This window comes from Bacteroides acidifaciens, from assembly GCF_903181435.1.
Classification (GTDB): domain Bacteria; phylum Bacteroidota; class Bacteroidia; order Bacteroidales; family Bacteroidaceae; genus Bacteroides.
This window is the reverse complement of record NZ_CAEUHO010000001.1, coordinates 2,656,367-2,671,534: the sequence shown is the minus strand read 5'-3', so window position 1 is coordinate 2,671,534 and position 15,168 is coordinate 2,656,367. Positions and strand designations below refer to the sequence as shown.

Below are 15,168 nucleotides of genomic sequence, written 5' to 3'. Positions count from 1 at the left end.
TTCAAGCATTCTTACCGTGGCAGTTTTTGTACTTCTTACCGCTTCCGCATGGACAAGGATCGTTACGTCCTACCGTCTTTTCTGCACGGATGGGTTCACGTCTCTGCTGTTCACGAGTATCCTGGCTGGCAGCAGCCTGTTGGTTAGGATCACTCAAGTCCTGCTTGTTTTCGCGATACTTGCTCATATCCTGACGTTGTTCAGGAGCAGCCTGACGTACTTCCACACGACGGGCAGCCTGTTCGTCCGGAGCTTCCTGTACAGGAATTTGTCCGCGCATCAAGATAGATATAGTCTGGTTGTTGATCTTGTTCACCATGTTGTCGAACAAAGTCACAGATTCCAGTTTGTAAATCAACAGCGGGTCTTTCTGTTCGTAGCTTGCGTTCTGTACGGAATGTTTCAGTTCGTCCAGTTCGCGGAGGTTTTCTTTCCATGCTTCGTCGATAACGTGGAGCAGGATTGATTTCTCGAACGATTTCACCACTTCTTTAGATTCTGATTCGTAAGCTGCTTTCAGGTTACAAGAGATATTGTACATCCGTTTACCGTCTGTAATAGGAATCAGGATGTTTTCATACATGTGTCCCTGATTTTCATATACCTGTTTGATAACCGGATTAGCGATCTGTGCCAGACGTTCAGTTTTGCGTTTGAAGTTATCCATCGCAATGTTGAAAGTCTTTTCGGCCAACTTTTCTTTCTTCTCGTTACGGAATTCTTCTTCAGTGAACGGAGTTTCCATTGCCAATGTCTGAAGCAGTTCCATTTGGCAGCCTTCATAATCATTGTTTTCGATAGCATTGGCACAACGGTCCCAAATCATGTTCACGATGTCCATACCGATACGTTCACCCATCAAAGCGTGGCGGCGTTTGGTGTAAACCACTGTACGCTGCTTGTTCATCACGTCGTCATATTCCAACAGACGTTTACGAATACCGAAGTTGTTTTCTTCCACCTTCTTTTGGGCACGTTCGATAGAATTGGAAATCATCTTATGTTCGATCATTTCGCCTTCCTGGAAACCGAGTTTGTCCATTACGCTAGCGATACGGTCGGATGAGAACAGACGCATCAAATCATCTTCCAGTGACACAAAGAATACAGAAGAACCCGGGTCACCCTGACGTCCTGCACGACCACGCAACTGACGGTCTACACGACGGGATTCGTGACGTTCCGTACCGATGATTGCCAAACCGCCCGCAGCCTTCACTTCCGGACTTAACTTGATGTCGGTACCACGACCTGCCATGTTGGTAGCAATGGTTACTGTTCCGCTTAAACCGGCGGTAGCAACGATGTCTGCTTCTTTCTGGTGCAGTTTGGCGTTCAATACCTTGTGCTCAATCTTACGCATGGTAAGCATTTTGCTCAACATTTCGGAGATTTCTACCGAGGTAGTACCCACCAATACCGGACGTCCTGCCTGAACCAATTTTTCGATTTCCTCGATAACAGCTTTATACTTTTCGCGTTTCGTCTTGTAAACGCGGTCGTTCATATCCTTTCTTGCAATCGGACGGTTGGTCGGGATCACGACTACGTCCAATTTGTAGATGTCCCAAAGTTCGCCTGCTTCCGTTTCAGCAGTACCGGTCATACCGGACAGTTTGTGATACATACGGAAGTAGTTCTGCAAAGTAATTGTTGCGAAGGTCTGCGTAGCAGCTTCCACTTTCACACGTTCCTTGGCTTCGATAGCCTGGTGCAATCCGTCAGAGTAGCGACGACCTTCCATGATACGGCCTGTCTGTTCGTCTACAATCTTCACCTGTCCGTCGATCACTACATATTCATCATCTTTCTCGAACATGGTGTAAGCCTTCAACAGCTGGTTGATGGTGTGTACACGTTCCGATTTGATGGCATAGTTTGTCAGAAGCTCATCTTTCTTTTCAAGCAGTTGTTCGTTGGTCAGATGTTGGTTTTCCAGTTCCGAAAGTTGTCCGGCGATGTCCGGAAGAACGAACAATGTCGGGTCTTCAGAGTTACCGGTAATCAGATCTACACCCTTATCTGTCAGGTCTACACTATTCAGTTTTTCGTCGATCACGAAATACAGCGGATCAGTAACTTCAGGCATACGCTTGTTGTTCTGTTCCATGTAGATTTCTTCCGTCTTGAGCATACCCGCCTTGATACCCTGTTCACTAAGGAACTTAATCAAAGCCTTGTTTTTCGGCAATGCCTTGTGGCTGCGGTATAAAGCGAGGAATCCTTCTTCCACCTCTTTCTTATCGTTGGATGCGATCAGTTTCTTAGCTTCGGAGAGATATTTGGTAGCCAATACTTTCTGTGCTTCTACCAGACGTTCTACTAATGGACGGAGTTGCTCGAACAATTGGTCGTCACCTTTCGGTACAGGACCGGAGATAATCAACGGAGTACGGGCGTCGTCAATCAATACCGAGTCGACCTCATCGACGATGGCATAGTTGTGCTGACGTTGTACAAGGTCTTTCGGGCTGATAGCCATGTTGTCGCGCAGGTAGTCGAAACCAAATTCGTTGTTCGTACCGAATGTGATGTCTGCCAGGTATGCCTGACGGCGTGCGTCGGAGTTCGGTTGATGACGGTCGATACAATCTACGCTCAATCCGTGGAACATATAAAGAGGTCCCATCCATTCGGAGTCACGTTTGGCGAGGTAATCATTCACGGTAACCACGTGTACACCGTTTCCGGTCAGAGCGTTGAGGAATACCGGGAGGGTAGCCACCAATGTTTTACCTTCACCGGTTGCCATTTCCGCAATCTTACCTTTATGCAGAACGACACCACCAAAGAGTTGTACATCGTAGTGAACCATGCTCCATACCGTGTCGTTACCACCGGCTATCCAGTGGTTCTGATAGATGGCCTTGTCGCCTTCGATGCGTACAAAGTCTTTCGTTGCAGCCAGGTGACGGTCAAAATCCGTAGCGGTAACAGCGATTTCTTTATTTTCTGTGAAACGTTTGGCAGTAGCCTTTACGATAGAGAAAGCAACGGGCAGTACTTCGTCCAATGCTTTTTCATATTTTTCCAGAATTTCTTTTTCTATCTTATCGATTTGTGCGAAGACTTCTTCGCGGTCTTCCAGTTCCAGTGTCTCGATGCTTGCCTTCAACTCTTCCACTTTCGCACGTTCGGCGGTAGCCGATTCATGGATATATTTTTTGAGTTCTTCCGTTTTGGCACGGAGGGCATCGTTGTCCAGTTTCTCAATCTCCGGGTAAGCAGCTTTGATTTTCTCTACCCAGGGCTTGATTTCTTTCATGTCTCGCGTGGATTTGTTTCCGAAAATCGAGCTTAAAAATTCATTAAATCCCATTTGTATAAGTATGTTTATTATTTATCTATTTAAAATTTCTTGCGCAAAGTTACATTAAAATGCTGATTTATTAATGTTTTACACCCTGTTTTTATGAGTAAACTTTTACCGTAAGTCGGTAATGGGTGCAGCGGAACAGGCATTGGGAGCCCGAATGCGCATGAAATGTGCCAGTGTAGGCGCGATATGTTCGATTGTTACAGGAGTCTGTATGATAGCCGGTTTCACCGAGTGACCGATGAAAATCAGCGGTGAAGGTATAAATGAATGGCGTACTACTTTGCTTTCACTGGTGTTTTCGTCCACCATAGTCCACCCGGGAAGGACGTCAATCACCAGGTCGCCCGAACGTTTGCGATGGTATCCGTTACGTATCTTGTAAATTTCCGGTGTCCATGAACCCAGTAAAAGTCTGTTGGCGGAATACGCTTCGTTCACCCCGCTGAATTGCATGAGGAATTCGGCGGACTTCTCTTGTACTTCCGTCAGGTTCAGTTGCTTTTGTTCCAGCAACTTATGGTTGAGGTAAATCTGCTGGTTATGATACGTTTCCACGTACTTGCCTTCACCATATGTAGCCATCAGGTACATATTTAACAAAGCTGCGCAACGGTTGAGATAGAACTCTCCGCCGGGAATCTTATAAAGTCCCGAATCGGCTGATTCACTATCCGTATATCCGGTGGAAGTGACGAAAAGAAGTACATTTTGCAGACCTACTTTCTTGTCGAGCAATTCGAGCAGGTTAGCAATGCTGCGGTCGAGGCGTACATACGTATCCTGCATTTCCATGGCACATTCCTGTACGGATTTATGTGCATAGTTGCCAGCATAGTAGGTTAGTGCCAATAAGTCAGTAATGTCATCCATGCCGATTGAACTTTTGTTCAGTGCTTCTTCGGCAAGAGCGTTTACTTCATCGTTCACAAAAGGGCTTGTGATGAAACGTCGGTACTTATTGTTACGGTCATCGTCAAATTTATATTTGAAAACCATATCCCGCCAATCTGGCAGGAAAGTGTACATTCCACGTGGAAAAACAGGTTCCCAAGTCATGTTTGCAATACGGAAATCGACAGCTTGGCGGTCATTGTACTGGCTTGCCCACCAGGGAAATTCTCCATAATAAGTGGTTCCGCTCCATTTTCCCGTATTTGGATTAATCCAAAAAGCACCGTTCCCGGCATGTCCGGCAGCAAAAATCGCTGCGTCACATTTGGGGGCAATGGCATATACAAGTCCTTTGCCTTGAGTCGCAATTTTGAGCTCGTCGGCAATGGTGGAAGTCAGTAATTTGGCAGGTGAGCACGTTTGGTCTGTATAATAGCCCATGAATGCCGTATCGTCCGTGCTGTTGACAGGGCGCAGGGTAGACGCATCCATCCATCGTTTGGAAATGATTCCGTTTATGGAAGGAGTCGTGCCGCTGTAAATGGCGGCTATGGCCGAAGAACGGTCTACACCGCTGAAAGTATATTGGGCATTATAGAATACTCTTCCCTCTTTCCATAAACGCTTGAAGCCTTTTTCGCCGTAGAGTGACGAAAATGCTTCCAGGTAGTCCGTACGTAGTTGGTCAATCGTCAGTCCTACTACGAGTTTAGGGGCAGTAGGAAGCGACTGAGCTTGTAGCCCTGTGAAGGTAAGTACGGTGATAAGGGAAGTTAGTAGTCCTTTCATTATTTCTTTTTAGATGTCACTATTAAGTTGCTCGCTGAACGTATCAGCAAACAGAGTGCCAAAGGTACAACAGCAAAGTCAAATCTTTGCGGAATTAGTGGAAAAAGCACTATAAAAAGTGTTAAAACGACCAGATTTAGGGTCAGATACCAACATCTCTTCTTTTTTCGGTCACAATAAATGATGTATGGAAGGAAAAGAAGTTGCCCTGGATGGAACACCAGTAACAAGAAATTGGAGCTGACAGCCGGATGTTCGGAGAAGAGGGCAAGAAAAGCAAGGACGCATCCCACGATACCTGCTGCACCAAAGAGAAACAGGTCGATTCCCCATAATCCAGTTCTCCGCCGGATACCGTAGATGGTAGCGCCGGCTGTTAGTATGAATAATAGTAACGCGCATTGTAGCGGGGTGGGTATCCAAGCACTTTCATCCGGTTCGGGAGCTGCGTCTACCACCAGTTCGGTGGCTTCGGCAAGCGGACGTTGGATGGAATCGTTCTTAATCTGTGCGCCGGCGAAAGCGTCCATCAGATAAAAAGGTGCAAACATCATCTGTCGTTGTGTGATAGGCTGGTCTGCTTCACTTCCGATACATAAATCAATGCCGAAGCGTGCCCACGGATGTCCTTTGCAATATTGATGTACAATGTCACGGAAAGAATGAGAACCGTCCTGTGGCTCTCCCGGATAAATCACTTTCCCTGCGATGCTTTCCTCTATCTTGTCGCGGGGGCGGGTTGCACAATTATCGTAAAAGAAATTATAACGGTACACTCGGTTTTCGGGGCGGTAGTTTTCTTGCAGTAAGCGGATTAATTCGACTTTCTCTTTATTAGTCAGGTTTAAAGTCTGTTGCCATACGCTGCGTCCGAAAAAGGCGTATTCTCCTGCAAAATGGGAATAATCAGTCGCCCCCAGCTGGTAGTCTGTCTCTCCAAGTGAAAAACGGAGAATGAAATTGGGGGTGTTGAAACTGAATAATCCGTAATTGAACACAACATCGATGCCTTGTGAAGGATTTTCGTAGCGGATAGCTGTGTGTCCGAATAGGGAATATATCTCTTCTCCGGGGGCACAGGTCAGCAGGCTGAGGCGGATGGAGTCATTGCTGTTGGCAGTTGTTTGTTCGAAGGGCAGGAGCAACAGGCAAAAAGAAAAAACTATATGTAAAAAAGACCGTTTCATCAGTAGGTTCGTTTTATTTTGGCAGCGAATATACGAAGATTTGTTGGATTCGGGAAACAGAACGTCTGTTTTATCTGAAATGAAAAAAATAAGATAATTCCTTCTATATGCTTCAATTTCTCTTTTTTTACTTTACCTTTGCGCCCGCTTAAAGATGAATGCATTGAACTTAATTATCGACATAGGGAATACAATGGCGAAAGTCGCTCTCTTCAATAATAATGGGGAGATGGTGGAAGTGTTGACTGAATCCAATCAATCATTGGATTGTTTGCGAACTCTTTGCTCTAAATACCCGATAGAGCAGGGGATTGTGGCCACTGTTATTGATTTGAATGAACGGATACTTGTTGATTTGGCTGCTTTGCCGTTTCCTTTGCTGTGGCTTAATCATAAAACACCTTTGCCGGTGGTCAACTTGTACGAAACTCCCGAAACATTGGGATACGACCGTATGGCTGCCGTGATAGGTGCTAATGAGCAATTTCCCCACAACGATATATTAGTCATCGACGCAGGGACTTGCATTACTTACGAATTTATTGACTCGAAGGGGCAGTATCATGGTGGTAATATTTCTCCCGGCATGCAGATGCGCTTCAAGGCGCTTCATCAGTTTACCGGACGTTTGCCTATGGTAGATACCAATGGGAGTAAACTTCCGATGGGACGGAATACCGAAACCGCTATACGCGCCGGAGTCTTGAAAGGTATGGAATACGAAATTTCAGGTTATATTGAGTCTATGAAGCATAAATATCCTGAACTTTTGGTTTTTTTAACGGGCGGAGATGATTTTTCTTTTGATAGCAGCGCAAAAAGTGTCATCTTTGCAGATAGATTTTTAGTGTTGAAAGGATTAAATAGAATTTTAAACTATAATAATGGTAGGATTTAAACACACATTATGTGCGCTTTTGCTCACGATGGTTACAGGAGTGGCAATTGCTCAAAATAATACAAACTCTCCTTATACACGATATGGTTATGGCGACTTGTCCGATCAAAGTTTCGGGAATAGCAAGGCGATGGGCGGAATTGCTTTTGGACTCCGGGATGGAGCACAGATCAATCCATTGAATCCTGCTTCGTACACAGCCATTGACTCGTTGACTTTCATTTTTGAAGGGGGTGTCAGTCTACAAAATATGAATATTAGTGATGGTGTCGATAAACTAAACGCTAAGAACTCTAGTTTTGACTATTTAGCGATGCAATTCCGTTTACATCCTAGAGTAGCTATGAGTATCGGATTATTGCCGTTCTCTAATGTAGGGTATAGTGTTTCAAAAGATCATCCAGCCACACCGGAAACACAACCTGGTGCGAATGATGCCACACCTGATTATACAAGTGCTTTTACCGGAGATGGTGGATTGCATCAATTGTATGTGGGTGCGGGCGTGAAGGTGTTAAAGAATCTCTCTCTTGGGGTTAATGTATCTTATTTTTGGGGAGACATAACCCGTTCTTTAACGATGCTTTATCCGAACACGGCTTCGGCTAATTCGTTTATAAGACAGACTGCTGTGTCGATTTCAGACTATAAACTGGACTTTGGGGCGCAATATACACAAGATTTGAGTAAGAAACATTCAGTAACTATTGGAGCGGTATATTCTCTTAAGCATAAACTAAATAACGATTATACGGTTACTAGACAGGCTAGTGCGACCAGCAGTGACAATTTGGATGCTACGTTGGAACTTCCGAATATTTTCGGAGTAGGATTTACATACAACTACGATAAGCGTCTCACTGTTGGTATGGATTATAGTTTGCAGCAATGGTCTAAGGCTAAATTTGGTGTAGCTACTACAGATGATGCTATGCGTGATGATTTTGACGAAACTTATGCCTATTGCGACCGTCATAAAATATCAGTGGGAGCGGAATACATTCCTAATTTGATAGGACGTTCTTACCTGTCCCATATCAAATACCGTTTGGGAGCTTATTATACGACTCCGTATTATAAGATCGATGGCAAAAAGGCTTCCCGCGAATATGGCGTAACTGCCGGTTTCGGTTTGCCTGTACCTCGTTCACGTTCTATCCTTAGTATTAGCGGACAGTTTGTCCGTGTCAGTGGGCAGGAAGCAACTTTTGTGAACGAGAATATCTTCCGTGTGAGTATCGGATTGACGTTCAACGAACGTTGGTTCTTCAAACGCAGGGTAGAATAATTAAGTTGAAACAACGTGAGAGAGAATAGACGACTTTATAATAACAACTAAAATTTAAATACAATGAAGATTAAAACGCTTGTGGCTATGTTGGTCCTTTCAGCAGGGGCAACCACTGCAATAGCACAGGATGCGTCTAACTGTAATTCAAACAGTAGTATTTCGCATGAAGCTGTGCGTGCAGGTAATTTTAAAGATGCGTATACTCCTTGGAAAGCTGTGTTGGAAAACTGTCCGACGCTTCGTTTCTATACCTTTACTGACGGATATAAAATTCTGAAAGGCTTGATGGGACAAATCAAGGACAAGAATAATCCGGAATACCAGAAATATTTTAATGAATTGATGAATACGCATGATTTGCGTATTAAATACACACCTGACTTTTTGGCTAAAGGTACCAAAGTATCTTCTGCTGACGAAGCATTGGGTATCAAAGCTGTAGATTATATTGCTTTTGCTCCGAAAATTGACGTAAATCAGGCTTATCAATGGTTGAGCCAGTCTGTTAATGCAGCGAAAGCCGAATCGGCTGCTGCTACTTTGTTCTATTTCCTGCAAATGTCATTGGATAAACTGAAAGCAGATCCTACTCATAAGGAACAATTCATCCAGGATTATCTGGCTGCTTCCGAATATGCCGATAGTGCTATTGCTACTGAAACCAGCGAAGCAAAGAAGAAAAACTTGCAAGGAATCAAAGACAACCTGGTTGCTTTGTTTGTAAACAGTGGTACTGCTGATTGCGAATCATTGCAAGGTATCTATGGCCCGAAAGTGGAAGCAAACCAGAAAGATTTGGAATACTTGAAGAAAGTAATCGACATCATGAAAATGATGAAATGTACTGAAAGCGAAGCTTACCAACAGGCAGCTTATTATTCATATAAGATAGAACCGACTGCAGAAGCTGCAACCGGATGTGCTTACCAGGCATTCAAGAAGGGTGATATCGACGGTGCTGTGAAGTTCTTTGACGAAGCTGTGAATCTGGAAACAGACAATGTAGCGAAGGCTGAAAAAGCATATGCTGCTGCTGCTGTTTTGGCTACTGCCAAGAAATTGTCTCAAGCTAGAGCTTACTGCCAAAAAGCTATCGGTTTCAACGAAAACTATGGTGCTCCTTACATCCTGATTGCCAATCTTTATGCAATGAGTCCTAACTGGAGCGACGAAAACGCTTTGAACAAGTGTACCTATTTTGCAGTAATCGACAAATTGCAACGTGCAAAACAAGTAGACCCAAGTGTGGCTGAAGAAGCAAACAAATTAATTGGCAGATATTCAAGTCATACTCCACAAGCTAAAGACCTTTTCATGTTAGGTTACAAGCAAGGCGACCGCATCACTATCGGCGGTTGGATCGGAGAGACTACAACGATTAGATAAATGTATGTTGCGAAAACGAAGTAAACGTTTGTTGCATAAAAGCATGAGCATAACAATTGTCCTTGGGACAATTGTTATGCTTCTTTTATTTCCTTCATACGGCGGTAAGACGAAAGCGGTGGGTGAGGCTATCACCGAGCGCGATTCTCTTCCGATGATGAAAACATTGGGGGTTACAACTCTTATATCCGATTCCGGAGTGACACGTTATAGGGTGAATACGGAAGAATGGGAGGTCTATGACCGCAAGAAACCTTCTTATTGGGCATTTGAAAAAGGAGTATATCTGGAACAATTCGATTCTATCTTTCATGTAGAAGCCAGTATCAAAGCGGATACTGCCTATTATTATAACAAAGAAAGGCTTTGGAAGCTGATAGGGAATGTAGATATACAAAATCGGAAAGGCGAACGTTTTAATACGGAACTGCTTTACTGGAACGAAGCCACCCAAAAAGTATATTCCGACAAGTTCATACGTATCCAACAACCGGATAGAATTATTACCGGACATGGCTTCGACTCCAATCAGCAAATGACTGTTTATACCATTCATAATATAGAAGGCATTTTCTATGTGGACGATGAAGCGGCTGGTCCGCCCCAACCGGAAACAAAAGCACTGCCGGATTCTGTGAATAAAGATGCTGCGAAATAGGCGAAGTAATATCAATTGTACCTCGTGAATCGTCTAATCGTAAATCAAAACTTATGAATATTTATATCTCTCTTATAATCACTATGGTCTTCTCCGCTTTCTTCTCGGGAATGGAGATCGCTTTTGTCTCAGTAGATAAACTGCGTTTTGAAATGGAACGCAAGGGCGGAATAACGTCCCGTATCCTTTCTATCTTTTTCAAGAATCCGAATGAATTTATCTCTACCATGTTGGTGGGGAACAATATCGCGCTGGTTATCTACGGTATCCTGATGGCGCAGATAATCGGCGATAACCTGTTGTCGGGATTCATAGAGAATCACTTTCTGATGGTGTTGGCGCAGACCGTCATTTCTACCTTGATTATATTGGTGACCGGAGAGTTCCTGCCGAAAACGCTCTTCAAGATCAATCCCAATCTGGTATTGAATGTTTTTGCAGTTCCGCTGATTGTTTGTTATGTCGTTCTGTATCCTGTTTCTAAATTTGCATCCGGTGTGTCCTGTTTGTTTCTTCGGCTTTTTGGTATGAAAATGAACAAGGATGCGTCCGATATAGCTTTTGGAAAGGTCGACTTGGATTACTTTGTGCAGAGTAGCATCGACAATGCCGAGAATGAAGAGGAATTGGACACGGAAGTGAAAATCTTTCAGAATGCGCTTGATTTCTCAAATATAAAAATCCGTGACTGTATCGTTCCGCGCACGGAAGTAGTGGCTGTTGACCTGACTACTTCGTTGGACGAATTGAAGAGCCGTTTTATTGAGTCCGGCATATCCAAAATTGTCGTATATGATGGAAATATCGACAATGTGGTCGGATATATCCATTCGTCGGAAATGTTCCGTGCTCCGAAAGACTGGCACGACAATGTGAAGCAGGTGCCGATTGTTCCTGAGACGATGTCCGCTCATAAATTGATGAAGCTGTTCATGCAACAGAAGAAAACGATTGCCGTAGTGGTGGATGAATTCGGCGGGACGTCCGGTATTGTGTCGCTGGAAGATTTGGTAGAAGAAATTTTCGGTGATATAGAAGACGAACACGACAATACTTCTTATATCTGCAAGCAGATTGAGGAACGCGAGTATGTGTTGGCTGCCCGTTTGGAAATAGAAAAGGTCAATGAAACTTTCGGGCTTGATTTGCCCGAGTCGGACGAATATCTGACGGTGGGGGGATTGATTCTGAACCAATATCAGAGTTTCCCGAAATTGCATGAAGTCATACAAGTAGGACGCTATCAGTTCAAGATAATTAAGGTTACGGCGACAAAAATAGAACTTGTGCGCTTGAAAGTCTTGGAATAATAGCGATATTCAAGAAATTTTTGGCTAATAAATAGATGCATATTAGCATTTTTTGTATCTTCGTGCGCTAAAACGACAAAAGAAAGAAATAATAATAAACATAAATCGTATTAATCAAAATGGCAACGTTACAAAACATTAGGTCGAAAGGACCTCTATTGGTGATTGTTATCGGCTTGGCGCTGTTTGCTTTCATTGCGGGTGACGCATGGAAGGTAATGCAGCCGCATCAGGTGCATGACGTAGGTGAGGTGAACGGAGACGCTCTTTCCGCTCAGGAGTATCAGAATTTGGTAGAAGAATATACCGAAGTGGTGAAACTCATGCGTGGAGTGACCGCCTTGAACGACGACCAAACCAACCAGGTGCGCGATGAAGTATGGCGTTCCTACGTAAACAATAAACTGATTGAAAAAGAAGCTAAAGCGTTGGGACTGACTATCTCTACTGCTGAAATTCAGGATATCCTAAAAGCTGGTGTTCATCCTTTGCTGAGACAGACTCCTTTCCAGAATCCGCAAACAGGAAACTTCGACAAAGATATGCTGAACAAGTTCCTCGTTGAATATGCGAAAATGAGTGAATCCCAGATGCCGGCACAGTATGCAGAACAGTACAACAACATGTATAAATACTGGTCGTTCATCCAAAAGACATTGATTCAAAGCCGTCTGGCAGAAAAATATCAGGCATTGGTGTCTAAGGCTCTTCTTTCTAATCCGGTAGAAGCACAGGATGCTTTTGACGCAAGAGTAAATCAATACAATGTACTGTTGGCAGGCGTTCCTTATTCTTCAGTAGTAGACTCTACTATCGTAGTGAAAGAATCGGAACTGAAAGAACTGTACAACAAGAAGAAAGAGCAATTCAAGCAATATCAGGAAACTCGTGACATCAAATACATTGATGTGCAGGTGACTGCCAGTGCAGAAGACAGAGCTGCTATCCAGAAGGAAGTGGACGAAGCAACTGCACAGTTGGCTACTACGACAGACGATTATACATCTTTCGTTCGTTCAGTGGGTTCCGAAGCTCCTTATGTAGACTTGTTCTATAACAAGACAGCATTCCCGTCAGATGTAGTGGCACGTTTGGATTCTGCTTCCGTAGGTACTGTTTACGGTCCTTACTATAATGGCACTGACAATACTATCAACTCTTTCAAGATAGTTGCCAAGGCTGCTGCTGCCGATTCTGTCGAATTCCGTCAGATTCAGGTATATGCAGAAGACGCAGTGAAGACAAAGACATTGGCTGATAGTATCTACAACGCTATCAAAGGTGGTGCTAACTTCGCAGACCTGGCTAAGAAATACGGTCAGACAGGTGACACTAACTGGTTGACTGCCGCACAGTATGAAGGTGCACAAATCGACGGTGACAACCTGAAATTCATCTCTGCTATCAATAATACAGGTGTGAATGAACTGGTGAACTTACCGATGGGACAAGCAAACGTAATTCTTCAGGTGACTAACAAGAAATCTGTAAAAGACAAATATAAAGTAGCTGTCATCAAGCGTGAAGTAGAGTTCAGCAAGGAAACTTACAATCGTGCTTACAACGATTTCAGCCAGTTTATCGCTGCTAATCCTACTGTGGAGAAGATGGTAGCCAGCGCTGAAGAAGCCGGATACAGACTGCTTGACAGAGTAGACTTGAACAGCTCAGAACACGGTATTGGTGGTGTGAGAGGCACAAAAGAAGCATTGAGATGGGTCTTTGATAAAGCTAAACCGGGTGAAGTTTCCGGTCTGTACGAATGTGGCGAAAGCGACCACATGATCGTAGTAGGTCTGGTGAACATCAAACCGGAAGGATACCGTCCGCTGAAAGCCGTACAGGAACTGTTGAGAGCTGAAATCGTTAAAGATAAGAAAGCGGAAAAGATTATGGCTGACATGAAAGCTGCCAACGCAACTTCATTCGACCAGTATAAGTCTATGACCGACGCTGTAAGCGACTCTTTGAAGATGGTTACATTCGCAGCTCCTGCTTACGTATCTGCATTGCGCAGCAGCGAACCGCTGGTAGGCGCTTATGCTTCCGTATCTGAAGTGAACAAATTGAGCGCACCTATTAAGGGTAACGCCGGAGTATTTGTTCTGCAAGTATATGGCAAAGACAAACTGAACGAAACTTTCGATGCAAAAACAGAAGAAGCTACATTGGCTAATATGCACGCTCGTTTCGCCAGCCGTCTGATGAACGACTTGTATCTGAAAGCGAATGTGAAAGATACACGCTTCTTGTTCTTCTAAGATTAAATCGTATAAACGATAACTGCAAAAGGTCGTTCCTCTTTCGGGAACGACCTTTTTTGTTAACTTTTACATTATCGCTATACGGAAATCGACTTTATTTCCTTACATTTGCAAATATAAACCATGAACGGAAAGAATAATGTCTAAATATCCTCTTTTAGGAATGAACCTTGTGGAGCTTCAATCGCTGGTGAAAAGACTCGGTATGCCCGGTTTCGCCGCCAAGCAGATTGCATCCTGGCTTTACGAAAAGAAGGTGGCTTCGATTGACGAAATGACTAATTTGTCATTGAAACATCGGGAGTTGCTCAAGCAGAACTATGAGGTAGGGGCAGCCGCTCCGGTAGATGAAATGCGTTCTGTAGACGGCACGGTGAAGTACTTGTACAGGGTCGGCGAAAATCATTTTGTCGAATCGGTTTATATTCCCGATGACGACCGGGCAACGCTGTGTGTTTCTTCGCAGGTAGGCTGTAAGATGAACTGTAAATTCTGTATGACCGGAAAACAGGGATATACCGCTAACCTGACCGCCAACCAAATTATCAATCAAATCCATTCATTGCCGGAACGCGACAAGCTGACCAACGTAGTGATGATGGGAATGGGAGAGCCGCTCGATAATCTCGATGAAGTATTGAAAGCATTGGAGATAATGACTGCTTCCTACGGATATGCATGGAGTCCGAAGCGCATCACTCTTTCCACGGTCGGCCTACGGAAAGGATTGCAACGTTTTATTGAAGAGAGCGATTGCCACTTGGCCATCAGCCTGCACTCTCCGCTGACCACTCAGCGTTCTGAACTGATGCCGGCGGAAAAGGCGTTCTCTATCACAGAAATGGTGGAACTGTTAAAAAACTATGATTTTAGCAAACAGCGCCGACTTTCATTTGAATATATTGTTTTTAAGGGGCTTAATGATTCGCAAGTCTATGCAAAAGAGCTGTTGAAGCTTCTTCGTGGACTGGATTGCAGGGTGAACTTAATTCGTTTCCATGCCATACCGGGGGTAAATCTCGAAGGCGCGGATATGGATACGATGACCCGTTTCCGTGATTATCTGACATCACACGGGCTTTTCACCACTATCCGTTCTTCAAGAGGAGAAGATATTTTTGCAGCCTGCGGCATGTTGTCGACAGCGAAGCAGGAAGAGGAAAATAAAAGTTAAC

At 44.0% G+C, this 15,168-nt stretch carries 10 protein-coding genes; 7 read left to right on the top strand and 3 right to left on the bottom strand.

What is annotated here, in order from left to right:
• Nucleotide 1: 1 nt before the first annotated feature.
• From secA to CLIN57ABFB40_RS11310, 3 genes are all read right to left on the bottom strand, one after another.
• Nucleotides 2–3,319: a preprotein translocase subunit SecA gene (gene secA / locus CLIN57ABFB40_RS11320; protein ID WP_175630140.1), complete on the bottom strand. Its 3,318-nt coding sequence runs from the start codon at nt 3,317–3,319 to the stop codon at nt 2–4.
• A 105-nt stretch (nt 3,320–3,424) separates the two neighbouring features.
• On the bottom strand, nt 3,425–4,999 hold the full coding sequence (locus CLIN57ABFB40_RS11315) for an alkaline phosphatase family protein (RefSeq protein ID WP_175630139.1): 1,575 nt from the start codon (nt 4,997–4,999) through the stop codon (nt 3,425–3,427).
• On the bottom strand, nt 4,999–6,186 hold the full coding sequence (locus CLIN57ABFB40_RS11310; protein ID WP_175630138.1) for a DUF4105 domain-containing protein: 1,188 nt from the start codon (nt 6,184–6,186) through the stop codon (nt 4,999–5,001). Before CLIN57ABFB40_RS11310 ends, CLIN57ABFB40_RS11315 begins: the two co-directional genes overlap by 1 nt.
• 163 nt (nt 6,187–6,349) lie before the next feature.
• Here CLIN57ABFB40_RS11310 and CLIN57ABFB40_RS11305 point away from each other — a divergent pair, with 163 nt between their 5' ends.
• The 7 genes from CLIN57ABFB40_RS11305 (at nt 6,350) to rlmN (ending at nt 15,167) form a co-directional block, all read left to right on the top strand.
• Nucleotides 6,350–7,084: a type III pantothenate kinase gene (locus CLIN57ABFB40_RS11305; RefSeq protein ID WP_175630137.1), complete on the top strand. Its 735-nt coding sequence runs from the start codon at nt 6,350–6,352 to the stop codon at nt 7,082–7,084.
• On the top strand, nt 7,071–8,372 hold the full coding sequence (locus CLIN57ABFB40_RS11300; protein ID WP_175630136.1) for an outer membrane protein transport protein: 1,302 nt from the start codon (nt 7,071–7,073) through the stop codon (nt 8,370–8,372). The genes CLIN57ABFB40_RS11305 and CLIN57ABFB40_RS11300 overlap by 14 nt, the downstream gene beginning before the upstream one ends.
• 63 nt (nt 8,373–8,435) lie before the next feature.
• Nucleotides 8,436–9,761, top strand: a complete 1,326-nt coding sequence (locus CLIN57ABFB40_RS11295; RefSeq protein ID WP_175630135.1) for a hypothetical protein — start codon at nt 8,436–8,438, stop codon at nt 9,759–9,761.
• 43 nt (nt 9,762–9,804) lie between these two features.
• The gene (gene lptC, locus CLIN57ABFB40_RS11290) at nt 9,805–10,419 is read left to right on the top strand and encodes an LPS export ABC transporter periplasmic protein LptC (RefSeq protein ID WP_175630134.1); all 615 of its coding nucleotides are present in this window, start codon (nt 9,805–9,807) and stop codon (nt 10,417–10,419) included.
• A 53-nt stretch (nt 10,420–10,472) separates the two neighbouring features.
• On the top strand, nt 10,473–11,729 hold the full coding sequence (locus CLIN57ABFB40_RS11285) for a hemolysin family protein (RefSeq protein WP_175630133.1): 1,257 nt from the start codon (nt 10,473–10,475) through the stop codon (nt 11,727–11,729).
• Between the two features lie 119 nt (nt 11,730–11,848).
• Complete coding sequence (locus tag CLIN57ABFB40_RS11280) at nt 11,849–13,990, top strand: peptidylprolyl isomerase (RefSeq protein ID WP_175630132.1); 2,142 nt, start codon at nt 11,849–11,851, stop codon at nt 13,988–13,990.
• A 142-nt stretch (nt 13,991–14,132) separates the two neighbouring features.
• Complete coding sequence (rlmN, locus tag CLIN57ABFB40_RS11275; protein WP_175630131.1) at nt 14,133–15,167, top strand: 23S rRNA (adenine(2503)-C(2))-methyltransferase RlmN; 1,035 nt, start codon at nt 14,133–14,135, stop codon at nt 15,165–15,167.
• Nucleotide 15,168 lies beyond the last annotated feature (1 nt).